The organism is Pantoea sp. UBA6567, assembly GCF_002434165.1.
GTDB classification, from domain to species: Bacteria; Pseudomonadota; Gammaproteobacteria; order Enterobacterales; family Enterobacteriaceae; genus Pantoea; species Pantoea eucrina.
This window is the reverse complement of record NZ_DJJN01000006.1, coordinates 989432-1015245: the sequence shown is the minus strand read 5'-3', so window position 1 is coordinate 1015245 and position 25814 is coordinate 989432. Positions and strand designations below refer to the sequence as shown.

25 protein-coding genes are annotated in these 25814 nt (G+C 58.3%); 12 read left to right on the top strand and 13 right to left on the bottom strand.

Features of this window, described 5'->3' with window-relative positions:
* Positions 1–149: 149 nt before the first annotated feature.
* Positions 150–425, top strand: coding sequence for a stress-induced protein YchH (gene ychH / locus B4M48_RS10850; protein ID WP_071668907.1), 276 nt, complete (start codon positions 150–152; stop codon positions 423–425).
* On the opposite strand, the gene B4M48_RS10845 is transcribed toward ychH, so the two are convergent.
* The 4 genes from B4M48_RS10845 to lolB form a co-directional block, all read right to left on the bottom strand.
* Positions 422–1594 carry a GGDEF domain-containing protein gene (locus B4M48_RS10845; RefSeq protein ID WP_288656668.1) on the bottom strand — a complete coding sequence of 391 codons (1173 nt, stop codon included), beginning with the start codon at positions 1592–1594 and terminating at the stop codon, positions 422–424. The two genes, ychH and B4M48_RS10845, sit on opposite strands and share 4 nt — an antisense overlap.
* A 225-nt stretch (positions 1595–1819) precedes the next feature.
* Positions 1820–2767 (bottom strand): ribose-phosphate diphosphokinase, encoded by a 948-nt coding sequence (prs, locus tag B4M48_RS10840; protein WP_104085358.1) that lies wholly within the window; start codon positions 2765–2767, stop codon positions 1820–1822.
* Between the two features lie 136 nt (positions 2768–2903).
* On the bottom strand, positions 2904–3761 hold the full coding sequence (ispE, locus tag B4M48_RS10835) for a 4-(cytidine 5'-diphospho)-2-C-methyl-D-erythritol kinase (RefSeq protein WP_039384952.1): 858 nt from the start codon (positions 3759–3761) through the stop codon (positions 2904–2906).
* Positions 3758–4384: a lipoprotein insertase outer membrane protein LolB gene (gene lolB / locus B4M48_RS10830; RefSeq protein WP_039384950.1), complete on the bottom strand. Its 627-nt coding sequence runs from the start codon at positions 4382–4384 to the stop codon at positions 3758–3760. Before lolB ends, ispE begins: the two co-directional genes overlap by 4 nt.
* 215 nt (positions 4385–4599) lie before the next feature.
* On the opposite strand from lolB, the gene hemA reads away from it, so the two are divergent.
* The 6 genes from hemA to kdsA are packed head-to-tail and all read left to right on the top strand — an operon-like array spanning position 4600 to position 9905.
* Entirely contained in the window at positions 4600–5856 is a 1257-nt protein-coding gene (gene hemA / locus B4M48_RS10825) for a glutamyl-tRNA reductase (RefSeq protein ID WP_071668905.1), read from the top strand.
* A 41-nt stretch (positions 5857–5897) separates the two neighbouring features.
* On the top strand, positions 5898–6980 hold the full coding sequence (gene prfA, locus B4M48_RS10820) for a peptide chain release factor 1 (RefSeq protein ID WP_071668904.1): 1083 nt from the start codon (positions 5898–5900) through the stop codon (positions 6978–6980).
* Positions 6980–7810, top strand: a complete 831-nt coding sequence (prmC, locus tag B4M48_RS10815) for a peptide chain release factor N(5)-glutamine methyltransferase (protein ID WP_288656664.1) — start codon at positions 6980–6982, stop codon at positions 7808–7810. The genes prfA and prmC overlap by 1 nt, the downstream gene beginning before the upstream one ends.
* 11 nt (positions 7811–7821) lie before the next feature.
* On the top strand, positions 7822–8220 hold the full coding sequence (locus B4M48_RS10810; RefSeq protein ID WP_039384943.1) for a SirB2 family protein: 399 nt from the start codon (positions 7822–7824) through the stop codon (positions 8218–8220).
* Positions 8217–9026, top strand: a complete 810-nt coding sequence (sirB1, locus tag B4M48_RS10805) for an invasion regulator SirB1 (protein WP_039384942.1) — start codon at positions 8217–8219, stop codon at positions 9024–9026. The genes B4M48_RS10810 and sirB1 overlap by 4 nt, the downstream gene beginning before the upstream one ends.
* A gap of 24 nt (positions 9027–9050) precedes the next feature.
* Entirely contained in the window at positions 9051–9905 is an 855-nt protein-coding gene (gene kdsA / locus B4M48_RS10800) for a 3-deoxy-8-phosphooctulonate synthase (RefSeq protein ID WP_039384940.1), read from the top strand.
* Positions 9906–9968: 63 nt separating this feature from the next.
* Here kdsA and chaA read toward each other — a convergent pair whose 3' ends face one another.
* Positions 9969–11054 (bottom strand): sodium-potassium/proton antiporter ChaA, encoded by a 1086-nt coding sequence (gene chaA, locus B4M48_RS10795; RefSeq protein WP_039384935.1) that lies wholly within the window; start codon positions 11052–11054, stop codon positions 9969–9971.
* A gap of 366 nt (positions 11055–11420) precedes the next feature.
* Here chaA and chaB point away from each other — a divergent pair, with 366 nt between their 5' ends.
* A complete protein-coding gene (gene chaB, locus B4M48_RS10790; protein WP_039384929.1) occupies positions 11421–11651 on the top strand; it encodes a putative cation transport regulator ChaB in 231 nt (76 codons plus the stop codon).
* A gap of 231 nt (positions 11652–11882) precedes the next feature.
* The gene (locus B4M48_RS10785) at positions 11883–12557 is read left to right on the top strand and encodes a gamma-glutamylcyclotransferase (RefSeq protein WP_166713929.1); all 675 of its coding nucleotides are present in this window, start codon (positions 11883–11885) and stop codon (positions 12555–12557) included.
* Here the strand turns inward: B4M48_RS10785 and B4M48_RS10780 are convergent.
* The 8 genes from B4M48_RS10780 to B4M48_RS10745 form a co-directional block, all read right to left on the bottom strand.
* Complete coding sequence (locus B4M48_RS10780; protein WP_108569399.1) at positions 12554–13969, bottom strand: serine/threonine protein kinase; 1416 nt, start codon at positions 13967–13969, stop codon at positions 12554–12556. The genes B4M48_RS10785 and B4M48_RS10780 overlap by 4 nt on opposite strands.
* A 64-nt stretch (positions 13970–14033) precedes the next feature.
* The gene (locus B4M48_RS10775; RefSeq protein ID WP_071668903.1) at positions 14034–14984 is read right to left on the bottom strand and encodes a hypothetical protein; all 951 of its coding nucleotides are present in this window, start codon (positions 14982–14984) and stop codon (positions 14034–14036) included.
* Positions 14985–14999: 15 nt separating this feature from the next.
* Positions 15000–15776, bottom strand: a complete 777-nt coding sequence (locus tag B4M48_RS10770; RefSeq protein WP_071668902.1) for a PP2C family protein-serine/threonine phosphatase — start codon at positions 15774–15776, stop codon at positions 15000–15002.
* Positions 15773–16903 carry a type VI secretion system-associated FHA domain protein TagH gene (gene tagH / locus B4M48_RS10765; protein ID WP_039384924.1) on the bottom strand — a complete coding sequence of 377 codons (1131 nt, stop codon included), beginning with the start codon at positions 16901–16903 and terminating at the stop codon, positions 15773–15775. The genes B4M48_RS10770 and tagH overlap by 4 nt, the downstream gene beginning before the upstream one ends.
* 33 nt (positions 16904–16936) lie before the next feature.
* Positions 16937–17635, bottom strand: coding sequence for a type VI secretion system-associated protein TagF (gene tagF, locus B4M48_RS10760; protein ID WP_071668900.1), 699 nt, complete (start codon positions 17633–17635; stop codon positions 16937–16939).
* Positions 17636–17648: 13 nt separating this feature from the next.
* Positions 17649–19763 (bottom strand): type VI secretion system membrane subunit TssM, encoded by a 2115-nt coding sequence (tssM, locus tag B4M48_RS10755; protein WP_288656660.1) that lies wholly within the window; start codon positions 19761–19763, stop codon positions 17649–17651.
* Positions 19763–20977, bottom strand: a complete 1215-nt coding sequence (gene icmH, locus B4M48_RS10750) for a type IVB secretion system protein IcmH/DotU (RefSeq protein WP_071668898.1) — start codon at positions 20975–20977, stop codon at positions 19763–19765. The genes tssM and icmH overlap by 1 nt, the downstream gene beginning before the upstream one ends.
* An 85-nt stretch (positions 20978–21062) precedes the next feature.
* A complete protein-coding gene (locus B4M48_RS10745) occupies positions 21063–21551 on the bottom strand; it encodes a hypothetical protein (protein ID WP_039385979.1) in 489 nt (162 codons plus the stop codon).
* 594 nt (positions 21552–22145) lie between these two features.
* Between B4M48_RS10745 and flhB the strand changes: the two genes are divergently transcribed.
* The 3 genes from flhB to flhE are packed head-to-tail and all read left to right on the top strand — an operon-like array spanning position 22146 to position 25781.
* Positions 22146–23300 carry a flagellar biosynthesis protein FlhB gene (gene flhB, locus B4M48_RS10740; RefSeq protein WP_039384913.1) on the top strand — a complete coding sequence of 385 codons (1155 nt, stop codon included), beginning with the start codon at positions 22146–22148 and terminating at the stop codon, positions 23298–23300.
* On the top strand, positions 23293–25380 hold the full coding sequence (flhA, locus tag B4M48_RS10735; protein WP_039384912.1) for a flagellar biosynthesis protein FlhA: 2088 nt from the start codon (positions 23293–23295) through the stop codon (positions 25378–25380). The genes flhB and flhA overlap by 8 nt, the downstream gene beginning before the upstream one ends.
* The gene (gene flhE / locus B4M48_RS10730; RefSeq protein WP_071668897.1) at positions 25380–25781 is read left to right on the top strand and encodes a flagellar protein FlhE; all 402 of its coding nucleotides are present in this window, start codon (positions 25380–25382) and stop codon (positions 25779–25781) included. The genes flhA and flhE overlap by 1 nt, the downstream gene beginning before the upstream one ends.
* Positions 25782–25814: the final 33 nt, after the last annotated feature.

Below are 25814 nucleotides of genomic sequence, written 5' to 3'. Positions count from 1 at the left end.
AAAACAAGGTGCTGCAGGTAAATTTTTGTCATTTGCACATTGTGTAGTGTGATCCTGGGCGCAAAATGTCCCGCTATCATTGCCTAAACTTATGACAGGTTAACGTTATGTGCGGTTTTTTACTTTGCTCATAAGGATGGAGGTGATTCATGAAACGTCATCAATGCCGCGTTATAGGCAATAGCCTGATGTGTCTGGGACTGCTGACCATGGTTGCAGGCGTCGCCTCATCCGTGATCAATCAGCTGCCGTCAGTGAATATGCCGCCTCTGCTGGCCAGTGGAGCCATGTTTGGCATCTTTATCGGGGCGCTGTTGTGGCTGGCGGGCGCCCGCGTCAGTGGCCGGGAGAAGATTGAAGATCGCTATTACTGGCATCGTCACCATGGTGACGTCCGCTGTCGCCGTAACCATACGCCACATTAAATCGCCACTTCAGTAACCGGCTGTGGCCGGGCAATGTAGCACTCTGTCCGGTTGCGGCCGTGGGCTTTGGCGCGATAGAGCGCTTCATCAGCCAGCGCCAGCAGTGCCGGAAACTGGCTGACAGCCGGATCGGCCGGGGCATAGCCAATGCTGACGGTATAACCAATGCCGGCCGGCTGCGACCGCTGCGTTGCCACGCGAATAGCTTCGCACACGCGCTGCACCTGTGCACTGTCGCCTGTCACCAGCGCGGCAAACTCCTCGCCGCCAAGTCGGGCGAAATAGCTCTCTGCCGGCATTTGCGCCTCAGCTATCTGACAAAAGTCGATTAACACCCGGTCACCCTGCAGGTGGCCGTAGCGGTCGTTAATACTCTTAAAATGGTCAAGATCGAACAGCACCGCGCTAAACCCGGCGGCAGAGGAGATTCTGACCCGCCGCCGCAGCACATTATCCGCCTGCTCAAACAGCGCGCGCCGGTTCCATGTGCCGGTCAGCGGATCGCGCAGTGACGCCAGCCTGTGCGCCACCTGCGACCGTTCATTAACCATGGCCAGCAGGGTAAAGGTCAGGCCAATCACAAACAGAATCGACTCAAGGATCACGTAAATCGAGAAACCCGAGCCGCCAATGGCGCCCGGCAGGCGGCTGGCCACGGCGTCATCGAGAAAAATTCGCGCAAGATGAAAGCCGAGATGGATCCACAGCAGCGTCTGCGCAGGCCAGAACGTCACTTTCAGCATGCTGCGCGCGCGCCACAGCAGAGTGATAAACGCTGCAGTGTAGAGTATGCAGAGCAGGCAGAGCACCAGCACCCGCAGTGGCTGACTGTGATAGAAATCGGGCAGCAGGCAAAGCAGCGCCCAGAGCAGCGCGCCACCGGGCCACAGCAGGCCAGCGGGTCGTTTACAGAAAGTACGAAATGCGCACAGCAGCGTACCATAAGCCAGCATAACTATGACATTGCCCAGCGCAATCGGAAGAAACTGCAGGCCGGCACTGCGCAGGCTGCTGAGAAACACCGCGCACAGCGTCAGGATCAGGGTCAGCGTGGTAAAGCCCAGCACGCGATCGTACTGAGCGCCGACCCAGGCAAATATCATAATGATGCTCAGAAACCCCAGCACATAAAGCTCGCAAACAAACAGCGTATAAATATCGAGCATCATGGCAGTGGGCGTTCCCGGAAAAAAGTGGCGCTGAAAATAGCACTATTTCCGGGGCTGCTGAAGTGCCGGACAGCGCGAAAGTGAAAAAGAGCAGAAGGCAGGGGAAATAGTGCACAGACTAAAAATTTATAGGGCGAAGCGCGCGGGAAAAAGCAGCTTCAGCAAGGCAGGAGGAAGCGGATAAGCATAAAAAACCGGGCGCGAGGCCCGGTTAAGCGTGAACAATTAATGTTCAAACATAGCAGAGATAGATTCTTCGTTACTGATACGACGAATAGCTTCAGCCAGCATGCCGGAAAGCGTCAGCGTGCGCACGTTTGGCAGCGCTTTCATCTCTTCCGAGAGCGGGATGGTATCGCAAACAATTACTTCATCAATCACGGACTTGCGCAGATTTTCAACCGCGTTGCCTGAGAAGATAGGGTGGGTGGCATACGCGAATACGCGCTTGGCACCACGCTCTTTCAGTGCTTCAGCCGCTTTGCACAGCGTACCGCCGGTGTCGATCATATCGTCGACCAGCACGCAGTCACGGCCTGCGACATCACCAATAATATGCATAACCTGAGAAACATTCGCGCGCGGGCGACGTTTGTCGATGATAGCCATATCCGTGTCATTAAGCAGTTTGGCAATTGCGCGGGCGCGCACCACACCACCAATATCCGGGGAAACCACGATAGGGTTTTCCAGGCCAAGCTGCAGCATATCTTCCAGCAGAATCGGGCTGCCGAAGACGTTGTCTACCGGCACATCAAAGAAGCCCTGGATCTGTTCGGCATGCAGATCAACGGTCAGCACGCGATCCACGCCGACGCTGGAGAGGAAGTCAGCCACCACTTTAGCGGTGATCGGTACACGCGCTGAGCGCACGCGGCGATCCTGACGGGCATAACCGAAATAGGGGATAACAGCGGTAATTCGACCAGCAGAAGCCCGACGCAGCGCGTCGACCATCACAACCAGCTCCATCAGATTATCGTTGGTGGGGGCACAGGTGGACTGGATGATGAAAATATCGCCACCGCGTACATTTTCGTTAATCTGTACACTTACTTCGCCGTCGCTGAAACGACCGACAGCGGCGTCTCCGAGGCTGGTGTAAAGGCGGTTGGCAATACGTTGTGCTAGTTCCGGGGTGGCGTTACCAGCAAATAGCTTCATATCAGGCACGAGAAGAACCTCAGGCTTGGACGTCCAGAGAATGAACCGCTCAAACATAACCGGCGAATATGTTTGAGCCTGTTCATACGGTGTGTTAATGCGCAACGTGCCATATCTGGAACGGGTAATACGGTCACGTAAACGCTTAAAGCCCGGAAAGGATTTGCTGCAACGGCGAGAGGTTAAGCCCGCGCGCCACAAATCCGCGAATCCATTTCGGGGCAAGCTCCAGCACCTGACGAGCGTCGGACTCGGTGTCAAATTCAGCAAACACGCAAGCGCCGGTCCCGGTCAGGCGCGACGGCGCGTATTCTAGCAGCCAGGAAAGCAGCGCATCAACCTCACGAAAACGTTTTCTTGCCACAGCTTCACAATCATTGTGAAAAGGCAGGCTTAACAGTTCATCTAATGTGCGTATCGGTGAATTGCGCGTCAGATCGGGATCGCGGAAGATATCGGGCGTAGCGATACTTACGCCCGGATGCGCCACCAGATACCACTTTTCTGGCGGCGAGGCGGGCTGCAGCAGCTCCCCGACGCCTTCGGCAAACGCAGCGTGGCCGCGCACAAACACCGGCACATCGGCACCCAGCGTGACGCCAAGCGCAGCCAGTTCATCTGTGCTCAGCCTGCACTGCCACAGGTGGTTCAGCGCCACCAGCACCGTGGCGGCATCCGAGGAGCCGCCGCCCAGCCCGCCGCCCATCGGCAGTTTTTTTTCCAGCGCAATCTGCGCGCCCGCGCGATCGTCAAGCGTGCCTTTTGCCACCGCCGCCTGCTTCAGCGCCAGCGCCGCGCGTACAATCAGATTGTCAGCGTCCGCCACGCCGGCCAGCGGCGTCAGCAGGCTGATGCGCCCGCTGCGGTCCGGCGTCATCTCCAGCGTATCGCCGGCATCAAGAAACTGAAACAGCGTTTGCAGATTGTGGTAGCCGTCAGCGCGCTGGCCGGTAATGTAGAGAAACAGATTAAGTTTTGCCGGAGCGGGCCAGGTGGTCATCATTGCAGGGTCCAGCTATCCATACGCAGTTTGATACGCTGGTCACCTTCGGTCAGCTCCAGATTAGCGGGCAGAGAGGGCGTGACTTTCGTGTCGTAGTCGCCGATAGCGACGTGCCACTGCTGGCCGTTGCGGCTGTAGCTCAGGCTTTTCAGCTGGTAGCTATTATTGAGCTGATAATCGGTGGCATCGCCCGGCAGACCCATCATCCACTGCCGCAGGTTGGCCAGCGGAATATCCATGCCGGTGAGCTGCGAAATCATTTTCTCAGCATCGTTGCTGGTGTAGCGCTTGCCCTTGTTGTCAACAATCTGCACCACGGAGCCCTGCGCATCCAGCTGCAGTTCGGTGCTGCCCAGCGGGTTGGTCAGCAGCAGACGATAGCGGTCAGGGGCGGTCTGCTGCCAGTTGAAGCGGGCGTAGACCTTCTGTTTATCGGACAGATAAGCAAAGGCGCCGCGCGTCTGATAATGGCTGATACCGGCTACCTGCTGCTGGTGCTGTTGCCACTGCGGTGCGGTGGTAGCGGGCCCTGCGCCCTGCTGCGGTTTGTTGATGCTGCAGGCCGCCAGCAGAACGCTGGCAAGGGGTAAAAGGCGCAACAGTTTGCGCGTGGGCAATGGCATCACGTGGTCATCTCCTCAGACACGTTTTTAATTCGTAACCGATAACGCTAACTGCCCGCCTGAGAACCGTCAATGCCGGCCAGCGGAAAATTGCGCACGATCAGTTTAATCTTATCACTGTCATAGTCTTTGTATGGCTTTCCATGATCTGCCGCATCTTGTAGAATGCGCTTCACAAAACCAGACAATCAATGGGACTTCCCAGCCGCAATCACATGACGCTCCTGGCACTCGGAATCAATCACAAAACTGCTCCTGTCGCTCTGCGTGAACGCGTGTCGTTTACGCCGGACACGCTTGACCAGGCGCTGAACAGCCTGCTGTCGCAGCCAATGGTACAGAGCGGGGTGGTACTCTCGACCTGTAACCGCACCGAACTCTACCTCAGTGTAGAGCAGCAGGCGGATTTGCAGGAGAAGCTGGTGCGCTGGCTATGTGATTATCATAATTTGCCGGAAGCGGACGTACGCAACAGCCTTTACTGGCACCAGGATAACGCTGCGGTCAGCCATCTGATGCGCGTAGCCAGCGGCCTCGATTCGCTGGTACTGGGTGAGCCGCAAATCCTCGGTCAGGTGAAAAAGGCGCATGCCGACTCCTCACGCGACCGGGCGCTGACCAGCGAGCTGGAGCGTATGTTCCAGAAAACCTTCTCCGTGGCCAAGCGCGTGCGGACCGAAACCGAAATCGGCGCCAGCGCGGTCTCTGTTGCGTTTGCCGCCTGCTCGCTGGCGCGGCAGATATTTGAGTCGCTCAGCACCGTTAATGTGCTGCTGGTCGGGGCGGGCGAAACCATTGAGCTGGTCGCACGCCATTTGCGCGAGCACAGCGTAAAAAAACTGATGATCGCGAACCGCACCCGCGAACGTGCTCAGCTGCTGGCTGACGAGGTGGGTGCCGAGGTGATCAACCTCGCTGAGATTGAAACCCGTCTTTCTGAAGCTGATATCATTATCTCCTCTACCGCCAGCCAGCTGCCAATTATTGGTAAAGGCATGGTGGAGCGTGCGCTGAAAGCGCGACGTAATCAGCCGATGCTGCTGGTGGATATCGCCGTACCGCGCGACGTTGAGCCTGAAGTGGGCAAGCTGCCCAACGCCTACCTCTACAGCGTCGACGATCTGCAGGCGATCATTGAGCAGAATATGGCGCAGCGTAAAGCGGCAGCCCTGCAGGCGGAAAGCATTGTCGTGCAGGAGAGCGGAGAGTTTATGGCGTGGCTGCGCGCGCAAAGCGCCGGCGAATCGATCCGTGAATACCGCATGCAGGCAGAGCAGGTGCGCGCTGAACTGCAGGAGCGCGCGCTGGCTGCGCTGCGGCAGGGAGCAGACGCAGAAAAAGTGCTGCAGGAGCTGGCACATAAACTCACCAACCGCCTGATCCATGCGCCAACCAAATCACTTCAGCAGGCCGCCCGCGATGGCGATGGCGAACGCCTGCAGATCTTACGCGACAGCCTCGGTTTAGAGTAATCTCCGCTGTCACGACCTATCACCGGGATACCTACAATTAGATGAAAAGCTCGATTATTGCCAAGCTGGAAGCGTTACAGGAACGCCATGAAGAAGTGGAAGCGTTACTGGGCGATGCCGGCGTGATTGGCAATCAGGAACGTTTCCGCGCGCTGTCACGCGAATATGCCCAGCTGAGCGATGTGACCCGCTGCTTCCGCGACTGGCAGCAGGTGCAGGATGATGTGGATACCGCTGAAATGCTGCTTGAGGACCCGGAAATGCGCGAAATGGCGCAGGACGAACTCAGAGTGGCGCGCGACAAACGCGAGGTGCTTGAGCAGCAGCTGCAGGTGCTGCTGCTGCCGAAAGATCCGGATGACGAACGCCCCTGCTTTATTGAAGTGCGTGCCGGAACCGGCGGCGACGAAGCGGCGATTTTTGCCGGCGATCTGTTCCGGATGTACAGCCGTTACGCTGAAGGGCGGCGCTGGCAGGTAGAGATCATGAGCGCCAATGAAGGCGAGCATGGCGGCTATAAAGAGGTGATCGCGCGGGTGACGGGCGAGGGCGCTTACGGGCGGATGAAGTTTGAGTCGGGTGGTCATCGCGTTCAGCGCGTGCCGGAAACTGAATCGCAGGGGCGTATCCACACCTCGGCCTGTACCGTAGCCGTTATGCCGGAGCTGCCGGAAGCGGAACTGCCGGACATTAATCCGTCCGATCTGAAAATCGATACCTTCCGCTCCTCAGGCGCGGGCGGACAGCACGTCAACACCACCGACTCGGCTATCCGCATCACCCACCTGCCTACCGGCATTGTGGTTGAGTGTCAGGATGAGCGTTCACAGCATAAAAACAAAGCCAAAGCGCTGGCGGTGCTGGGTGCGCGTATTCACGCGGCTGAGATGGCAAAACGCCATGCGGCTGAGGCATCAACCCGGCGCAACCTGCTTGGCAGCGGCGATCGCTCCGACCGTATCCGCACCTATAATTTCCCGCAGGGACGCGTGACCGATCACCGCATTAACCTCACGCTTTACCGGCTGGATGAAACCATGGAAGGCAAGCTGGATACGCTGATCGAGCCGATCGTTCAGGAGTATCAGGCCGATCAGCTCGCCGCGCTGGCCGGACAGGATTGATGGAGATCCGCCGCTGGCGTCAGCTGGCTATGACGGCGCTGAGCGGAGGCGAAAGTCCGAAGCGGGACGCCGAGATCCTGCTCAGCTTTGTGACCGGCAAAACGCGCAGCTGGCTGCTGGCCTTTGATGAGCACCCGCTGAGCGACGCACAGCTGGCACAGCTGGAGCAGCTGCAGGCGCGCCGTCAGCGGGGTGAACCGATCGCTCATCTGACGGGCGAGCGGGAGTTCTGGTCGCTGCCGCTGCGCGTCAGTGACGCCACGCTGATCCCGCGTCCGGATACTGAAGTGCTGGTAGAACAGGCGCTGCTGCGTCTGCCTGCGGGACCCTGTCACGTGCTTGATCTGGGCACCGGCACCGGTGCTATTGCGCTGGCGCTCGCCAGTGAACGACCTGACGCGCAGATCACCGGCTGCGATCGCATTCCCGCTGCCGTTGCGCTGGCGCAGGAGAATGCGGCACGGCTGGGTCTCACCAACGCCCGCTTTCAGCTCAGCCACTGGTTTGACAGCCTGCCTGCGACCCGTTATCACCTCATCGCCAGCAACCCACCTTATATCGACATGGACGATGCGCATCTGCTGCAGGGCGACGTGCGTTTTGAGCCGCGCAGCGCGCTGGTAGCCGATGACGCCGGACTGGCTGATATTCGTTTTATCATTCACAGCGCCCCGGCGTGGCTGCAGCCGCAGGGCTGGCTGCTGCTGGAACACGGCTGGCAGCAGGATGCCGCCGTGCGCACCCTGATGCTTGAGCAGGGCTATCAGCAGGTTACCACTCTCAACGACTACGGCGGCAATCCGCGCGTGACGCTTGGGCAATATGCATAAAGGGGCACTGGATGGCCAGCTGGTATCCGCAGATTAAGCAGTTTCATATTTTTATCGTGATAGTCAGCGTCAGCCTGTTTCTGCTGCGCTTTTACTGGCTGACGACCGCTTCAGGCTTGCTGCAGCAGCGCTGGGTGCGGATTGTGCCGCACCTGTGCGACACGTTTTTACTGCTGAGCGGCGCGCTGCTGGTGATAATTACTCACTTTTATCCTTTCACACCACAAGGAAGCTGGCTGACGGAGAAGCTGTTAGCGGTTATTATCTACGTCGCCTTGGGTTTTGTGGCACTGAGTCGTCGTCCGCGGAAGCTGAGCACGCGCTGGATCGCCTGCCTGCTTGCGCTGGTTGCTCTGCTGTTTGCAGGCAAACTGGCGATGACCAAAATGCCGATTTTGGGGATAGTATGACCTCATCAGTAGAATTTGATTTTAATGAATCACCGTTAAGTGAAGCGGTCATCGGCGCAACCTGCGCTATCCGCGACGATTTTTCCGCGCCTTCGGTTCAGCAGCAGCTGTCAAAACTGGTGGAAGAAGCGCGCGATTATATCAGCAGCGCCACAGATGCCGATCTGCGGCTGGAAAAGCTGCTGGAGCTGTTCTATCGCGAATGGGGCTTTGGCGGCGCCAGCGGTGTCTACAACCTGTCAGATGCACTCTGGATTGATAAAGTGCTGAAAAGCCGTCAGGGCACGGCGGTGTCGCTCGGCGTGATACTGCTGCATATCGCCGAGCAGCTGGAGCTGCCGCTGATGCCGGTGATTTTTCCGACTCAGCTGATTCTGCGCGCAGACTGGCTGGATGGCGAAATGTGGCTGATCAATCCGTTTAACGGTGAAACGCTCGATACCCATACGCTTGAGGTCTGGCTGAAGGGCAATATCAGCCCCACGGCCAAACTCTATACCGACGATCTGGATGAAGCCAAAACGCTCAGCGTAATGCGGAAAATGCTCGACACGCTGAAAGCGGCGCTGATGGAAGAGAAGCAGATGGAGCTGGCGCTGAATGTCAGTAAAGTACTGCTGGAGATCGATCCTGACGACCCCTATGAAATCCGCGATCGCGGTCTCATCTACGCCCAGCTGGAGTGCGAGCATATTGCGCTCACTGACTTAACCTATTTTGTTGAGCAGTGCCCGGAAGATCCGGTGAGTGAAATGATTAAAGTACAGATCCACGCAATCGAACAGAAACAGGTCACGCTACACTAAGCGTTGCCGGCATAAGGAAAGGTCATGACAGAGAAAGTAGTTAAAATTGGCGATATCGATGTCGCAAACGATCTGCCGTTTGTGCTGTTTGGCGGCATGAACGTACTGGAATCACGCGAGCTGGCGATGCGCATCTGTGAGCACTACGTGACGGTTACTGACAAGCTGGGTATCCCTTACGTTTTCAAAGCCTCTTTTGACAAGGCAAACCGCTCCTCGATTAAATCGTATCGCGGTCCGGGTCTGGACGAGGGGATGAAGATTTTTCAGGAGCTGAAGCAGACGTTCGGCGTGAAAATCATCACCGACGTCCATGAATCCTGGCAGGCGCAGCCGGTTGCCGATGTGGTTGATGTTATTCAGCTGCCAGCGTTTCTGGCACGCCAGACGGACCTGGTAGAGGCGATGGCAAAAACCGGCGCGGTAATTAACGTTAAAAAACCGCAGTTTGTCAGCCCGGGCCAGATGGGTAATATCGTGGATAAGTTTGCGGAAGGCGGTAACGATAAAGTTATCCTGTGCGATCGCGGCAGCAACTTCGGTTATGACAACCTGGTTGTGGATATGCTGGGCTTTAACGTGATGAAGAAAGTCACTAACAACAGCCCGGTCATTTTCGACGTGACGCATGCGCTGCAGACGCGCGATCCGTTTGGTGCCGCATCGGGCGGTCGCCGTGCTCAGGTTGCCGAGCTGGCGCGTGCCGGTATGGCCGTGGGTATTGCCGGCCTCTTCATCGAAGCGCATCCGGAGCCAAACAGTGCAAAATGCGACGGTCCTTCCGCGCTGCCGCTGGATAAACTGGAGCCGTTCCTGGCGCAGATGAAAGCGATTGACGATCTGGTCAAGAGCTTCCCGGCGCTGGACACCAGCAGCTGACAGCCTCTGGCAAATAAAAAGGCACCCGTAAGGGTGCCTTTTTTGTTTTCGCGGTGTATCCGGTCAGAGCATTATTGTCAGCAGATAACCGGCGAACAGCGCCAGATGTGCCGCACCGTTAAGCACATTCGTTCGGCCGGTTGAAAACGAAATATGGCACAGGATCAGAACGGCGATGAGCATGACCATATGCGGTGGCTCCAGGCCAAAAATCAGCGTCTGACCCGTCAGCGTGGCGATGATACTGACCGCGGGCACGGTAAGTGAGATTGTCGCCAGCACGGAGCCGAAAAACAGGTTCATGGCGCGCTGCACCTGGTTGGTCAGTACCGCCCGGATGGCACCCAGCCCTTCCGGTGAAAGGATCAGCAGCGCGACGAGGAAGCCGGTAAACTGTTCCGGAGCGTTAAGCTCTGTGAGCAGCAGCTCAAGCGGGTTAGCGTTCATTTTAGTCACGCTGATAACCGCAATCAGATGGACGATCAGCCAGATTGTATGCCACAGCGAGCTGTGTGCTGAAGGCTTACCGTGATGCGGATCGTCCCCCTCATCCTCATGCTCATAGACAAACAGGCTCTGGTGCGTTTTGGTTTGAATCAGCAGGAAAACGCCATACATCGCCGCAGAGATAGCCGCGATAATCAGCGCCTGTGCGGTGGTGAAATTGCCGCCCGGCAGGGCGTTCGGGAATACCAGTACCAGAATGGCAAGCGGGAAGATGGCAATCATATACTGTTTGACGCCGGCCAGATTGACGTACTGAGTAGCGAATTTTCTGCCTCCCAGCAGCAGCGCGCAGCCTACCAGCCCGGATGTGACGATCATAATGATGGAATAGAGTGTGTCGCGCATCAGTGCCGGTGCGGCGTCGCCCGTTGCCATCAGCGCAGAGATCAGGCTGACCTCCAGAATCACCACGGAGAGGCTGAGGATCAGCGAGCCGTAAGGTTCGCCCAGCCGGTGAGCCAGCACGTCAGCATGGCGCACAACGCTGAAAGCGCTGCTCAGAATAGCCACCAGTGCCAGCAGGTTGATACCGATAACCGGCAGAAGCGCTGTCTGATCGCCAAAAAAGGTCAGCACCGTCAGCGCAGCAACGGGAAGAATCAGCGAAAACTCGCTGTGTCGTGTTTTCTCATGTCCAGGCATTCACCATCCCCATTAGCAAAATGTTTAAAAACTGGCGTCATTGCCTGTTAACTATACGCATTAATTACACTGTCGCAGTGTAGCTTTTCATCACTCGCTGAACAGTTTTTTTACGCGACTTTACTTTTTGCACTTTATTGCTCCTGGTGGCTTAAACAGGAAGTTATTGTCATATTTATATTTCAATTCAGCTAAATATAAACTGCGGTTAAGCAGACAGAGCACAGAAAATGTTGTTTAACGGCTGCAATGACAGGCTTTTTTTTGCCTTATGCAGGCCACTTCAGCTATGAGCGGCAAAAGACAGCATTTGCATTTTAGCTAAGCTGTTCCAGACTTTAAGTGATACCTGATACCGGAGGAGCTATGCCTTATTCATCAACCAGCGAACTGCCGGACAGCGTGCGTCATGTGCTGCCGGCTCATGCACAAACCATTTACCAGAACGCGTTTAACAGCGCCTGGGATCAGTACAAGGATAAAGAGGATCGGCGGGGCGACGCATCACGGGAAGAGGTCGCACACAAGGTCGCCTGGGCGGCAGTAAAGCATGACTACGTGAAAGGTGACGACGACAAGTGGCATCCGAAAAAGTAGTTGCTGCTGCGGGCCTGAAGAGCCCGCATCATCCCCGGTTTTAATCCTCTCATTATTTTTTCCCGCCCGCCGATACTCTGAAACAGTTCTTTATGTGAAAAGCGTCAGGACAATCTTGAAACCGCAGCAATGAATGCATTACTGTTTCTGACTGTGCCGACGCGCGTCGTTTTCGGGATACCGGTTCGGGATCCAGGCGTGCGGGATGCCAGGGCAGTAGAGGAGATCGCAGTGTTAACCCGGGAATTCTTACTTAAAGCCGATTGCAAAACATCCTTTGGTGATATCGATGAAGCACTGCTGTGGAGCTGTGAAAAGCGCGCCGCTTCGCTTTCTGCCACGCTCGCCTGTCGGCCCGATCAAAGTCCGGTGTGGATCTTTGGTTATGGTTCGCTGATGTGGAACCCGGTGTTTGACGCGGAGGAGGTGGCTTCGGGGCGCCTGGAAGGGTGGCATCGTGCGTTCTGCCTGCGGCTCACCGCCGGACGGGGCACCGAGGCCGCACCCGGACGCATGCTGGCGCTGAAAGAGGGCGGCAGCACCAGCGGCCTGGCCTTTCGTCTGCCGGAGGCGCGCCTGCATGAAGAACTGGAGCTGCTCTGGAAGCGCGAGATGATCACCGGCTGCTATCTGCCCACCTGGTGTGAGCTGCAGCTGGAGGATGGACGCTGCGTTACCGCGCTGGTGTTCATCATGGATCCGCGTCATCCGCTATATGAGGATGACTCCTGCCGCAGTACCATTGCACCCCTGATTGCGCAGGCGAGCGGGCCGCTCGGAACCAATGCGCAGTATCTTTTCTCGCTTGAGCAGGAGCTGGTCAGACGCGGCATGCAGGAAGCCGCGCTGACGCGTCTTGCCGCTGAGGTAAGAGCGCTGCAGCAGCGCAGCGCACCTCAGGCTTAATTACCGGGGTTAATGAGCCAGGTACCAGGCTGCTTAATCGTCAGGGCCTGGCTGCGCACCTGGTCGCCATGCCGCACCTCAAGACGATAGCTGCCGGCAGCGAGATTGAGTGACGCAAAACCGCTGCTGGCGGCTTTCACATCCTGCACTTCACCATTCAGCACGACGCTTTCGCCTGACTGCAGCTGCAGATAGATGGTGGCAATGGCAGGCGTACTGGCCGCCGCCGCCGGTACCTTGGTTGCTGCCGGCGCAGCGGCTTCCGGCGCGGCTGCGACCGGCGGCGTCTCACTGTGACGCACCGTCTGCCACACGACCAGACCCACAGCCAGCAGCGCCACAGCAGCCAGCGCCACTATACCCGGCGAGACGCGCCGGCCTGCTGCACTGCCAGCGATCGGCTCAGCGGCGGCGGCGGGATTCACCGCCACCAGCGGAGGTTCCGGTTCAGCGGCGGTCTCCGGCAGCCCGGCGGGCAGGGCAACAACCGGCAGCGGCGTGCTGAGCGCTTCGGCATCGCTCACCGGCAGATCGATAAGTTGCGCAAAGGCGTCGATGGTCTGCGGACGATCCTGAGGCTTCATCGCCAGCGCACAGTCGATGGCGTGCAGCAGCGGCAGGGAATAGCCTTCAGGCCGGGTGACGGCAAGCGGCTGGTAATTATCCTCAATGCAGCGCACTACGCTGACCGGCGGCGCATGGCCGGTAATCAGCGTGTGTAATACCGCCCCCAGCGCGTAGATATCGGTCCACGGACCCTGTTCAACCTCACCCTCTTCGCTATATTGCTCGATCGGCGCAAAGCCCGGCTTCAGCATGATTTCAGTTTCATCTGACAGATTGCCGATCTCTTTACGCGCTGAACCAAAATCGAGCAGTACCGGCAGCTGGTTATCCTGAATCTGAATATTATCCAGCGAGATGTCGCGATGCAGATAGCCGGCAGTATGAATGGTGTTGATGGCACCAAACAGCGGCGGAAGCAGGCGACGGATCCAGGCTTCATCAACGGCGTCAGACTGGCTCGCCTGCCACGCTTTCAGCGTCATACCGCTATAGAACAGCGTGCCCATATAGGCGGTGCCGTTCTCTTCCCAGAAGCGCAGCACGTGCAGCAGCCCCGGATGATTAAAGCGTGCCAGCAGGCGTGCTTCCTGAATAAAGCTGTTGCGGCCCGCGTTGAACAGTTTCTGAAAGCGCTCACCACGCAGTTCAAGCGACATGTCGGCAGCGCGCACGGCCAGCGACTGCGGCATATACTCCTTGATGGCGATAAACCGTTCCAGCTGGTGATCCCAGGCGCGGTAGACGATGCCAAAGCCGCCCCCGCCCACGACGTCCCTGATTTCAAACTCGTTAAACCGGTAGCCCGCAGGCAGGGCATTAGGGATATGATTTTCGTTTGCCGACATAGTGAGTTCTCTGAACACATCCTGTAGTGCCTGTTGCCGCGGGGCAGCAGGCAGCGATCGCTGATTAATTAATGTTACGCCAGGCACCGATAGCCGGATCGGCGAGATCCGCATGCAGGGTGTCAATCAGTAACACTGTCACTTTTTGCTGTGGCATAAACTGCGGCGACCAGATGCCGCGTAAACGATCGACCTGCGCTTTCACCGTGCTGCTGTCACTGCCAGCTTTTTTATCCATCTGAATCAGCAGGGTACCGCCAAAGCGCCAGACATGCTCCCGCGCATCAAACGGCAACACCAGCCAGCTCCCGGCAGCGTCCGGCCGGGTCACAATCATTCGCTGTTTATTGACCGCGACAATCTCCAGCGGTTTGCTGCCGGTCGCGAGGCTGGCGACCGGATACCCCTGATAAAAGGTCACCGGCAGCGTTGCAGGTTCACCTTTACTCAGCAGCGTTATGCTGGCTGCGCCTTCCAGCCAGCCTTCCGTTGAGCAGCGCTGCGCCGGCGCATCAGGAATAAACAGCGAAGCACCTTTGTCGTCCCACCAGGTGCGGAAATGACAGCCGCCCGGCAGCGCAAAGTGCTGCAGCGGCGTGTTGTCCGCCGGACGGGAGAGATCCAGCGGTGCGGCGGTGGTGGCGCTGGCGCTGGCGGTTGCATCATTCAGGATAATCGGGCGCCAGTTCTGCAGTTTTGCTGCGCTGCCGTTAGCCAGCACGCTGCCTTCTTTGGTCATCATCTGCCACGGCAGCTCGTCAAGGCTGCCGCACTGGTTCGCCAGCAGCGTGCCTACCCGGGGCAGGAAGCTGGTGAGAATGCGCGTGTCGCTGCTTTTACCGGAGACAATACGTAACGGCAGCGTCTCTTTGCACCAGTCGTCGGGCGCTTTACTGGCAACGTTGTCGATCCAGACCTCGAGCGCCAGGCTGGGCGAATAGACCACACGATAATCTTCTGCCTGTGCATTCTGGGCCAGCAGCAGGGCGGCAATGCCCGACAACCACACTTTCATAGGGATCCTTGCAAATCAATAGTGAGGCGGCACAAAGCGCGCCGCATCAGCCTGAGAATAGAGCAGCGTGGCATCCTGCGGTTCGCCAATCCAGATTGCCAGCGCGCTCAGGTTGTCCCGCTTGTCGCTGCGATTGACCGCCTGTTCCATCAGCGTCAGCCACTCTTCACAGGCGTTAACCATGCGTAACGCCTGTTCCATCTCCTGCGTGGTCAGGTTGAGCCAGAAGCCATCCGTGCAGACCAGAAACGCATCGCCGTCCTGGAGGTCAATCGCGCTGCTGAAGGTCACCGGGCGTACCGGCTCAGTGCCGAGGGCATTATAAAGTAAATTACTGTTAATGCCGGAATTTTCATAGCCTGCCTCTTGCAGATGTTGGGCCAGACTATGGTCCCGGGTTACCTCACATAGCGTACCATGACGAAAGTGATAAACCCGGCTATCACCGGCGTGCGCCCACCATGCACGCTGTTTTTCACGGTCAATAAACAGAGCCGCGAGCGTGGTGCTCATGCGGGAAAATTTCGGATTCTTCCCCTGCTCAGCCGCCAGCGTTTGCTGACAAAGAGTGATAGCCGCCTGGGTAGTGGCAGGCGTAAAGCTGCGGCTGTTTTGCACCGCGCTGAGGAGCGTATCGCGCACCAGCTGCGCTGCATAGTCGCCACCGGGTAATCCGGCTACGCCATCACACACCAGAAAGCAGGCGCGCTCGTCGTCGAGTTGCGCACCAGTGCGATCCTGATTTTCGTCACGCCGGCCCTGCTGACAGCGGCTGGCAAACATCATTTTCATGTCTCATCCGTCCGCGTCTGTGAATCTTTATACTGATTAACTTCCATGTCATACGCGTTGAGAAACGCTTCGCCAAACAGCGTATGGAAGTCATCTTCAATCTCGCCGGCAGTGCGCTGATAGTGTCGCGTAAAGGCGTCCCACAGGGCGGCCTTGCGCCCGCTGCTGAAGGCGATTTTAGGCAGAGCGCCATCCTCGCGCGCGCGATCTTCCAGCCGCTGCGGATTAAACGATTGCAACATGGCAGCAATGATCGCCCGGATACCGGCAATCATGCCCAGCTGATGCGCCTGCAAATCTACCAGCGCATCGCGCACTGCGGCTTCAGGCGGCATAAAACCCGGCATCTGGCTCTGATACATCTGCATCAGCACGGTTTTGCCGGAAGGCAGGATCTTAAACGGATTATTGGCTTCGTTCAGAATCATGGTCATATCCGCTTTCACGCCGCGCTTAAGAATTGAACGCGAGGAGAGCAGGGCAACGGTTCCCTGAGAAAACAGGCTGAGCATACGACCGGTAACGCGCATCTGCTCTTCACCGAGCGATGTCTGATGACCATTATTGAGTCCCATTCCCTCCAGCAGAGCGGCGATAAGCTTCTCCTCGCCGGCTTCTGCAGGCAGGCGGGTTTGCGGTGCGCTGTCTCGGGCGGGATCGATGGCCAGCCGCGGATCGGGCCGCCGCTCCTGACGTACCGGGGCAGGGGGTTCCGGCATCAGCTCAGCACTCAGGACGGCCTCCTGCTGCATGCCAAGTGGATCGCTGGCGTCCTCGCTAAAAAACGACAGCGGATCGTCCTGTAGCGCAGGCTGATGCGCAGGATCGGTAATTTCCAGCATATATTGACCAATCTGCAGCCGATCGCCATGCTGCAGCAGGGCCTGGGCACCCCGCTGCACCACCTGACCATTGAGCTCAATCGCCGTCACGCTGCCCTGTGCGGTCAGACGGCATTCCCCTTCGGCAGAGAGATGGACAAGCGCCTGCAGGCGTGAGATGGCGCGCGTCTCATCAGGCAGGATCAGATCGTTATCCTGACTGCGGCCAATGGTGCCGCCAGGCGGCATAAAGGTGACGCTTCTGGCGGGCACATCCGTATCGCACTGCACAAAGGTAAATTGCATGAGTCATCCCGTTAACAAGGCAAACGTGCCGGCTTATTCAAACATGGGTGGATAGAGGCCATTACGTCCCGGCTGCGCACCCGCCGCCGGGTTAAATAACAGTGAAAAAAGCTCTGCGGTCAGCGGGCCGCTGTGTTTATGGGTGGCGTGGGCAAAGCCGTCACTGCGATTGCTCCACCAGTAGCTGATATGCTGCTGCGGTTCAAACCGTTCTGCCACTTCCTGCCAGCTCAGGGTGCAGGGAAGATCCGCAAAACCGATGACATCCATAATATCGCTGCGCTGATTGCCGGGCACCAGCAGGGGTGAGAGCTGCTGCATCTCTGCTTCCAGGCTCTCCGGCAGGGTGCGCTCGCGCACCGCTGACCAGAGCAGCCCGCCCAGTTCGCGAAACCAGTCGCCGGAGATAGTCAGCTGCGCCGGGTGCCACTCATTCAGCGTAAAGGTGCGCAGGGCCAGCAGCGGCCAGGCGCGTCCTACGCGATCGCACGAGGGCAGCAGGCAGCCCATCTGCACCTGCTGACGCAGCGGCGACAGCGGCAGAACAAAGTTCCACACCGGCGCGCGCAAAAAGAGCTGCGTGCTGGCATGCTGCTGCTGATGCCAGTGGGTGAGTCCCTGCTGAAACCAGTGACTCCAGGGGGAGACCGTGGCCTCGCTCAGGCGCTGCCGCAAAAAATCGCCGGTAGCGGGGAGTTTGCCATACCAGCCCGGCACGCTGTGGTTCGCCATGTTTACCTCACCGTCACTCACTATAGCGGGTCAGCTGTCCGGCAGAGGCCTCTGGCGCGGTCGCCAGCACGCTGCTCTCCTGACCCGCCCGTTTCAGGTTTTCTGCAAGCTTGCGCATCATCAGCGCGTTATCACGTGCATAGGGTGAAGATTGTATCTGCTGATCGAGCAGCTGACTGAGATGCCAGTCGAGCTGCTGCAGATCGCGCACGCTGACATCGGCCGGCAGCGTGCGCTGCAGATTTTCGATCAGCCAGCTGCGCAGAAACGTGCCGTCGTAATTTCGCGGCTGATAAAGCATCTGATAGGCGCGCAGCGCGTTGCGGCTGTAAGCGTTATCGGCGCCAGGATCGTCGCGCAGCAAATGCGTGATCTGCTGCGCCACCCGCGGCAGCAGCAGAGACTTAAGCGCATTTTGATAAAGCACCCAGGCCGCGTCGCTGACCTGTGTGCCGCGATAGAGTCCGGCGCGCATAGTAAGCGGCGGATTATCCAGCGAAAAGCGCTCGGACAGCGGCAGCTTTACCAGGTTATTTAAGAAGGGTAGCAGATCAAAAATATTATCGACGGGCTGATGTGTGACCTGCTGACTCTGCTGCGTCAGGGGCGCAATACGGCTCGCCACCTGATCAAGATAGCGCTGGTTTTGCACATAGCTGGTAAGCCATAAGCCGCACAGCAGGATCAGCGCACCCGCCAGCGCGCCATAGCCGATCCAGTGCAGCAGACGGTTGCGGTATTCCCAATGGTGGTTGCTGCCGGCAAGGCCGCTTTCGCGAAACACCAGTTCGCTGAGCAGATCGCGGATAAAGTAGCTCTGGCCTTTATTGCCCGGAATAGGATTACTGCGGTTAACGCTGTCCCAGGCTGCCAGGGTGTGGTCACCGCTCTGCGGCAGCTGCAGCTTGCGATTAAGGGCGCCCATAATGCGGTCAAACGGCAGGCCTTCCTGGGTCCCGCTGGTAAAAAACAGCCCGCGGGCAGACCAGGCAATATCCTCCTCATGACGGGAGAAGATCACGTCCAGATACTCATTAAGCAGCGGGCGCAGGGAACCAAACTCCTGCGGAAAGAGAAAGCTGTCAGCGCGCTGCATCAGATCGCGGTCGGCCGCCATGCGCTCCGCCAGCTGCTGCTTAAGCTGCTGCTCAAGCCGCTGAAAACGTGCCGTAAAACTGCTCTGCCACTCGTCTTTGTGAGGTTTGCCCGGCTCCCAGGGAAAGGTAAATCCCCAGATGGCATCCCGCTGCGGCTTGCTGAGGCCCGCATGAAAGCTCAGAAATCCCTTCAGCAGATCCGTTTTGGTTACCATGATATAGACCGGAAAATGGATACCGGTTTGCTGATGCAGCTCAGCCATACGGCAGCGCAGCGCCGTGGCCTGCGCATGCCGCGCCTCTGCGGTGTCGGTCAGCAGGTCGGCCACGCTGATGGTGAGGATCACGCCATTAATTGGCTGACGCGTGCGGTAGCGCTTGAGCAGGTTGATAAAGCTCTGCCACTCGGCGCTGTCGCGCGCGCGCTGGCTCTCCTGCAGCGCATAGCGCCCGGCGGTGTCGATCAGCACGGCGCTGTCGGTAAACCACCAGTCGCAGTGACGGGTGCCGCCTACGCCACGCACTGCGCTATTGCCGTGCGTATCCGTAAGGGGAAAAGAGAGGCCGGCGTTCAGCAGCGCGGTGGTTTTGCCCGCGCCCGGTGCGCCGACAATCAGATACCACGGAAGCTCATAAAGATAGTGACTCTGAAAACGCGCCAGCCAGCTTTTTTGATGATGGCGACCAAACTGCGTGCGTTTCAGACGCAGCGCGGCTTCGCTAAAGCGCTGTGCCAGCACCTGTTCGGTGGAGTGACGATCGGAGAGCTCTTCCTGACTCATGCTCTGGAGACGATTCAGCAGCTTGCTATTGAACCAGCCGCGCCATATTGCCGGAATAAGCTGAAACAGCGTCCAGCAAAAAAAGAGCAGGGCCACGGCCAGCTGCCGGGAGAAAACCGGCTCCAGCGGTCGGGTCTCACCCCATACCCAGAGCGGGCCAAGCATCCACACCAGGCAGCTGAGGGCGGTAACACCAATCAGACTCCAGAGCAGGCGATGAGTCAGCAGGTGACGAACAGATGTGCGCATCAGCGTTGGCCCTCCGGGGTAGCCGCTGCTTCCGGCGCAGCGAAGAGTGTGATCTCAACCCGGCGGTTGCGGGCGCGGTTTTCATTGCTGTCGTTAGGCAGCAGCGGATTACTGTCGCCGCGCCCCTCAGCTTTAACGCTCTGCCCCGACGCCAGCTGCGTCGTCAGCAGCTGCGTAATAGCGCGCGCGCGGGCCAGTGAAAATTCATAGCTGGAGGCGAAACGGCCATCGACGGCGCGGTTATCGGTATAGACCGAGACCAGAACGGTTCCTTTAACGCTTTTCATAGCGCTGGCGACGTGCGCCAGCAGCGCGCGGCCGACCGGGTTTACAACGGTGCCGTCCGGAACAAAAAGTTTATCGGCGGGAATAATGACTTTGCTGCCAAACGCGCCATCGCTGACTTCCAGCTGACCGGCGGCAATCACATCATTCAGACGCTGGCGCAGATCGAGCAGCGCCTGCGGTGAAGCGGGGCGTCGTCCGGGCATGATCTGCGGCAGGGGAGTCTGATAGATATCGCGCAGCAGCGGTTCAGCCGCATTGCCGAGCCGCCAGTTCAGCATGCTGTAGACCATGCAGGCGATAAGCGCCGCCACGGTGGCACAGGCCCAGAGCGGGACCATCGGCCGCGTCAGGCTGTTCACTAACGGATGCACCTCGACCAGCGGCGTTGCGGTGCTACTCTCTGCAGCGCGCGCGTCGTGGATCAGCTGCGCCAGACGTTTACGGATCCCTTCACACTGTGTGCGGCCGCTTTCGCTGCCGCGGTAGCGACCTTCATATCCCAGCAGCAGACAGTAGTGGATGACTTCAAGCAGCCAGAGATGCTGCTGCGGACTTTGTGAAACGCGGGAGAGAAGCTGAAAGAATTTTTCACCCCCCCAGCTCTCATTGTGAAAACTCACCAGCATGCCGTTGCCTGACCAGACGCCGCGCGTCCCCCACGGCGTCTGTGCCGCCGCCTCATCCAGCACGCTGCAAAGACAGTAGCGTGCGCCGATGATCATCTCAAACGGCAGGCCAGCCTGCTTGCAGCGCTGTTCAAACAGCCGGATTTCATCAATCAGCAGCTGGCGCAACCCGGCCGGATCGTCATGCGTGGCAGCCTGCCGGATGCGGACAACAGCATTCAGCACCGGGGCGGCGGCGTTCAGCAAAAGGTTATCGTTGCCCGCGCTGATATCCTCGCGGGCAATGGGATCCTGCATCATTAACTCTCGTTTTTCCTGGCGATGACGGCGCTATTTTGCCATAAACTGCGGTATGACTGTCGCCAATATGCGCCAGATTGTTGACTCAATCCAGGATCCAGGTCGCGGTATCAGTGGTGCGGCACGCCTTACTGGCACCGCCTACTGCCACGCACACCTGTTTAGCGCGACGCGGTTTCGGGCGATCGCTGCGCAACGTGGCGTCATAGCGGCTGGTCTCAACGGCCGCTTTAGGGGGGATATAGCCTATCAGCTGGCCTTCAGGCTCTTCAGCAATCGCCAGCCAGTTATGCTCCACCCGGCCAAGCACTTCAAAGCGCTGGGCGTTATCAAGGTAGCGCACGACTTTACCGCCGTAGTCAGGGGTGGTCATAACGGAAGCGGCGTAGAGTGCGCGCCAGGATGCGTTGACGGGGGTGAACTCTGCCGGTGCGGCAACCGCATAACGATGCGTCAGGGTAACGCCGTTAACCGTACTGGTTACCAGCGTATCCTCTGTCACTGCCGGCGGCGGGGTTTTGCACCCGGCCAGCGTCAGGGTCGCCAGCAGCGTAAGCATAAGCGTTTTTTTCACCATCATCCTTATCATTCCATCAGATTAATTGCAGAGTAACAGTGGGCGTACCCGGCGAGTATGAACATAGTGTGTTGCGAAAAAACCACGAAAAACAGCCAGATCTCTTCAGGACAACGTGCGTCTCAGTCTACCTAAGACTTTTGAGAATTCAAACTATTGCATCGCGGTAAATTGCGTGTTAGCACCATAACATCACGCCTGAAGCCGCAGAGGAGGTCTGCAGAAGGCTGCAACAGTTAAGCGACTTTTACGGTTCACCCGGCATCGGGCAGGCCGGGTAGCGAAGAATCTTTTCAGGCAAACGTCTGTCCGGGATAAAACATTATAAAAATTTATGTTTTACAGTGAAATTAATAATGTGATCTCTTTGCAGAAAATTCTCATTTTAAGATTTTCCGCGCCTGTTCAGATCCCCAAAACCCCGATCGCGTCACGTCTTTTGTGCGCTGTTTCTGCTGAGAAAACGGACAGGGCACGACAACGATTTTACTTATGACGCAATAAGCAGGTTATTTCGTCGTTTAATCCGCGCTTCACTCCCGGGTAAGTTTGTCATCCTGTACTCAGAATTTCTGCCAGCTGAGGTGTGCTGTGTCTGAAGAGAGTAGCAGCGAGGACAAAACAGAATCGCCCACCCCCCACCGACTTGAGAAAGCGCGGGAAGAGGGGCAGATCCCGCGATCGCGCGAGCTGACATCGGTGCTGATGCTGCTGACCGGGCTGATGATCCTCTGGCTTGGCGGTTCCCACATGGCCACGCAGCTTGCCCGTATGGTGGCAACCGGTTTTCGCTTCGATCACGGTATGGTGAACGATGACAAAATTATTGTGGCGCATATCGGCAATCTGGTCATGCAGGCAGTGGTGGCGCTGCTGCCGCTGATGGGCGGGCTGGTAATTGTTGCCATGGCGGCCCCGATGGCGCTGGGCGGCATTCATATCAGCGGTAAGTCGATCAAACTCGATTTTAAGAAGCTCAACCCGCTGCCAGGCATAAAACGCCTCTTTTCCGGCCAGAGCGCGGCTGAACTGGTGAAGGCGATCCTCAAGGCGGTGCTGGTAGGGGTGGTAGCGGGCTGGTATCTCTGGAGCCACTGGCAGGAGATGCTGCGGCTGATCGCGGAATCGCCGGTTAACGCGCTGCACCATGGCCTGAGTATGGTCGCCACCAGCTGCGGGCTGGTGATGCTGGGTCTGTTTCCGATGGTCGGTTTTGATGTGTTCTGGCAGCTCTACAGCTATTTCAAAAAGCTGCGCATGACGCGTCAGGAGATCCGCGACGAACATAAACAGAATGAGGGCGATCCGCACGTGAAGGGGCGGATCCGTCAGGCGATGCGCGCGGCAGCCCGCCGCCGCATGATGGCTGATGTACCGAAAGCTGACGTGATTGTGACGAACCCGACGCACTACTCGGTGGCGCTGCAGTATCAGGAAGGCAAGATGAATGCGCCAAAAGTGGTGGCGAAAGGCGCAGGTGACATCGCGCTGCGCATCCGTGAAGTGGCAAAAGAGCACCGTGTGCCGATCCTTGAAGCGCCGCCGCTGGCGCGAGCGCTCTATCGGCATACTGAAATTGGTCAGTTTATCCCCGGTGCGCTGTACGCTGCCGTAGCGGAAGTGCTGGCCTGGGTCTGGCAGCTGCGGCGCTGGAAGCGTGAAGGCGGCCTGATCCCGACCAAACCTAAGCATCTGCCGGTCCCGGCAGAGATGGACTTTGCAGGAGAGAACAGAGACGATGGCTAATCTGGCCGAAAAACTGCGTTTACCGGGCAGTTTTAAAGAGACGCAATGGCAGGTGCTGGCAGGACCGGTGCTGATAATGTTGATCCTGTCGATGATGGTGCTGCCGCTGCCCGCCTTCATTCTCGATCTGCTGTTTACCTTTAATATCGCACTATCGATCATGGTGCTGCTGGTGGCGATGTTCACCCAGCGCACCCTGGAGTTTGCGGCATTCCCCACCATACTGCTGTTCTCAACGCTATTACGACTGGCGCTGAACGTCGCCTCCACCCGTATCATTCTGCTGGAAGGGCATACCGGGGCCGACGCAGCGGGCCGCGTCGTGGAAGCGTTTGGCCACTTTCTGGTCGGTGGTAACTTTGCCATCGGTATTGTGGTGTTTATCATTCTGGTGATCATCAACTTCATGGTCATCACCAAAGGCGCTGGCCGTATTGCGGAAGTCGGCGCCCGCTTTGTACTGGACGGAATGCCCGGCAAGCAGATGGCGATCGATGCCGATCTTAACGCCGGTCTGATTGGCGAAGATGAGGCCAAGCGTCGCCGTTCCGAAGTGACGCAGGAGGCCGATTTCTACGGCTCAATGGATGGTGCCAGTAAGTTTGTGCGCGGGGATGCCGTCGCCGGTATTCTCATCATGGTGATCAACGTCATCGGCGGCCTGCTGGTGGGCGTTGTGCAGCATGGGATGGATGTTGGCCACGCCGGTGAGACCTATACGCTGCTGACTATCGGTGATGGCCTGGTGGCGCAGATCCCGGCGCTGGTGATCTCCACGGCAGCAGGCGTCATCGTCACCCGCGTCGCCACTGACCAGGATGTCGGTGAGCAGATGGTCGGGCAGCTGTTTAATAATCCACGCGTGCTGATGCTCAGCGCCGGGGTAATCGGCCTGCTTGGTCTGGTGCCCGGCATGCCTAACTTTGTCTTTCTGCTGTTTACCGGCGCGCTGCTCGGGCTTGCCTGGTGGCTGCGCGGCCGTGAGATGCAGCCGAAGAAGCAGCCTGAATCAGCCAGCCTGATGAAAACCCAGGAGACGCCCGCCACGGTTGAGGCCTCCTGGACCGACGTTCAGCTGGAGGATTCGCTGGGAATGGAAGTGGGCTATCGCCTCATTCCGATGGTTGACCATACCCAGAATGGCGAGCTGCTGGGCCGTATCCGCAGCATCCGTAAGAAAGTGGCACAGGAGGTTGGTTTTCTGCCGCCGGTGGTACATATCCGCGACAACATGGAGCTGCCGCCCGCACGCTATCGCATTCTGATGAAAGGCGTGGAGATTGGCAGCGGTGACGCCTACCCTGGCCGCTGGATGGCCATTAATCCCGGCACCGCAGCCGGCAGCCTGCCGGGCGAGCCTACCGTTGATCCGGCGTTTGGCCTGGCGGCGATCTGGATCGACAGCGCCCTGAAAGAGCAGGCGCAGATTCAGGGTTATACCGTGGTCGAGGCAAGCACCGTGGTGGCAACGCACCTCAACCACCTGATTGGACAGTACGCCAGCGAGCTGTTTGGCCGGCAGGAGGCGCAGCAGCTGCTGGATCGCGTTACTCAGGAGATGCCGAAGCTGACGGAAGATCTGGTGCCGGGGGTAATCAGCCTGACCACGCTGCATAAAGTGCTGCAGAACCTGCTTACCGAGCGGGTATCAATCAGGGATATGCGCACCATCATCGAAACGCTGGCGGAGCACGCGCCGGTGCAGAGCGACCCACAGGAGCTGACCAGCGTAGTACGCGTGGCGCTGGGGCGGGCGATCACCCAGCAGTGGTTCCCGGGCAGCGGAGAGGTGCAGGTTATTGGCCTGGATGCCATGCTGGAGCGTCTGCTGCTGCAGGCGCTGCAGGGCGGCGGTGGCCTGGAGCCAGGGCTGGCCGATCGTCTGCTGATGCAGGCACAGGCGGCGCTGCAGCAGCAGGAGATGAGCGGTGCGCCGCCGGTCCTGCTGGTGAACCATCCGCTGCGTGCGCTGCTGGCGCGCTTCCTGCGGCGTAACCTGCCGCAGCTGGTGGTACTTTCCAATCTGGAGCTGAGTGACAATCGCCAGATCCGCATGACCGCCACGATTGGAGGCAAATAATGCGGCGCTGCTATCCGTTAATGTTGCTGCTGCTGTTCACACCGCTGGCGGGCATAGCCGCTACCGGTGCGTGGAGCGCCAGCGTCAGCGGTCCCGGACTTGGGGCACGCGGCAGCTGGCTGTTATCGCCAGCGCTCAGGGCGCCTTCTGCGGCACCCGGCAACATCGCCGTGGTTAACTGGCGCTATCAGCTTAGCCGTCCGGCACCATCCGGGCTGGTGGTGCGCCTCTGCGCCAGCCAGCGCTGCGTGGAGCTGGATGGCGCCAGCGGATCCACGCGCGGTCTGGCGCTGATCCCGGCCGAAGAGCCGCTCTATCTGGCGTTTGGCTTTCAGGGGCAGGGAGCGCTGCCGCCGGGTCTGCGGGTGCTCAGCAGTGAAGTGACCGTAAACTATCGGTAATAACAAAAAACCCGCACAAGGCGGGTTTTTTAT

Bases quoted from the DNA above. Each gene is read 5' to 3' on its own strand.
- ychH (WP_071668907.1), top strand. From the start codon at position 150: ATGAAACGTCATCAATGCCGCGTTATAGGCAATAGCCTGATGTGTCTG.
- B4M48_RS10845 (WP_288656668.1), bottom strand. From the start codon at position 1,594: ATGATGCTCGATATTTATACGCTGTTTGTTTGCGAGCTTTATGTGCTG.
- ispE (WP_039384952.1), bottom strand. From the start codon at position 3,761: ATGATGACCACCTGGCCCGCTCCGGCAAAACTTAATCTGTTTCTCTAC.
- lolB (WP_039384950.1), bottom strand. From the start codon at position 4,384: ATGCCATTGCCCACGCGCAAACTGTTGCGCCTTTTACCCCTTGCCAGC.
- hemA (WP_071668905.1), top strand. From the start codon at position 4,600: ATGACGCTCCTGGCACTCGGAATCAATCACAAAACTGCTCCTGTCGCT.
- prfA (WP_071668904.1), top strand. From the start codon at position 5,898: ATGAAAAGCTCGATTATTGCCAAGCTGGAAGCGTTACAGGAACGCCAT.
- prmC (WP_288656664.1), top strand. From the start codon at position 6,980: ATGGAGATCCGCCGCTGGCGTCAGCTGGCTATGACGGCGCTGAGCGGA.
- B4M48_RS10810 (WP_039384943.1), top strand. From the start codon at position 7,822: ATGGCCAGCTGGTATCCGCAGATTAAGCAGTTTCATATTTTTATCGTG.
- sirB1 (WP_039384942.1), top strand. From the start codon at position 8,217: ATGACCTCATCAGTAGAATTTGATTTTAATGAATCACCGTTAAGTGAA.
- kdsA (WP_039384940.1), top strand. From the start codon at position 9,051: ATGACAGAGAAAGTAGTTAAAATTGGCGATATCGATGTCGCAAACGAT.
- chaA (WP_039384935.1), bottom strand. From the start codon at position 11,054: ATGCCTGGACATGAGAAAACACGACACAGCGAGTTTTCGCTGATTCTT.
- chaB (WP_039384929.1), top strand. From the start codon at position 11,421: ATGCCTTATTCATCAACCAGCGAACTGCCGGACAGCGTGCGTCATGTG.
- B4M48_RS10780 (WP_108569399.1), bottom strand. From the start codon at position 13,969: ATGTCGGCAAACGAAAATCATATCCCTAATGCCCTGCCTGCGGGCTAC.
- B4M48_RS10775 (WP_071668903.1), bottom strand. From the start codon at position 14,984: ATGAAAGTGTGGTTGTCGGGCATTGCCGCCCTGCTGCTGGCCCAGAAT.
- B4M48_RS10770 (WP_071668902.1), bottom strand. From the start codon at position 15,776: ATGAAAATGATGTTTGCCAGCCGCTGTCAGCAGGGCCGGCGTGACGAA.
- tagH (WP_039384924.1), bottom strand. From the start codon at position 16,903: ATGCAATTTACCTTTGTGCAGTGCGATACGGATGTGCCCGCCAGAAGC.
- tagF (WP_071668900.1), bottom strand. From the start codon at position 17,635: ATGGCGAACCACAGCGTGCCGGGCTGGTATGGCAAACTCCCCGCTACC.
- tssM (WP_288656660.1), bottom strand. From the start codon at position 19,763: ATGCGCACATCTGTTCGTCACCTGCTGACTCATCGCCTGCTCTGGAGT.
- icmH (WP_071668898.1), bottom strand. From the start codon at position 20,977: ATGATGCAGGATCCCATTGCCCGCGAGGATATCAGCGCGGGCAACGAT.
- flhA (WP_039384912.1), top strand. From the start codon at position 23,293: ATGGCTAATCTGGCCGAAAAACTGCGTTTACCGGGCAGTTTTAAAGAG.
- flhE (WP_071668897.1), top strand. From the start codon at position 25,380: ATGCGGCGCTGCTATCCGTTAATGTTGCTGCTGCTGTTCACACCGCTG.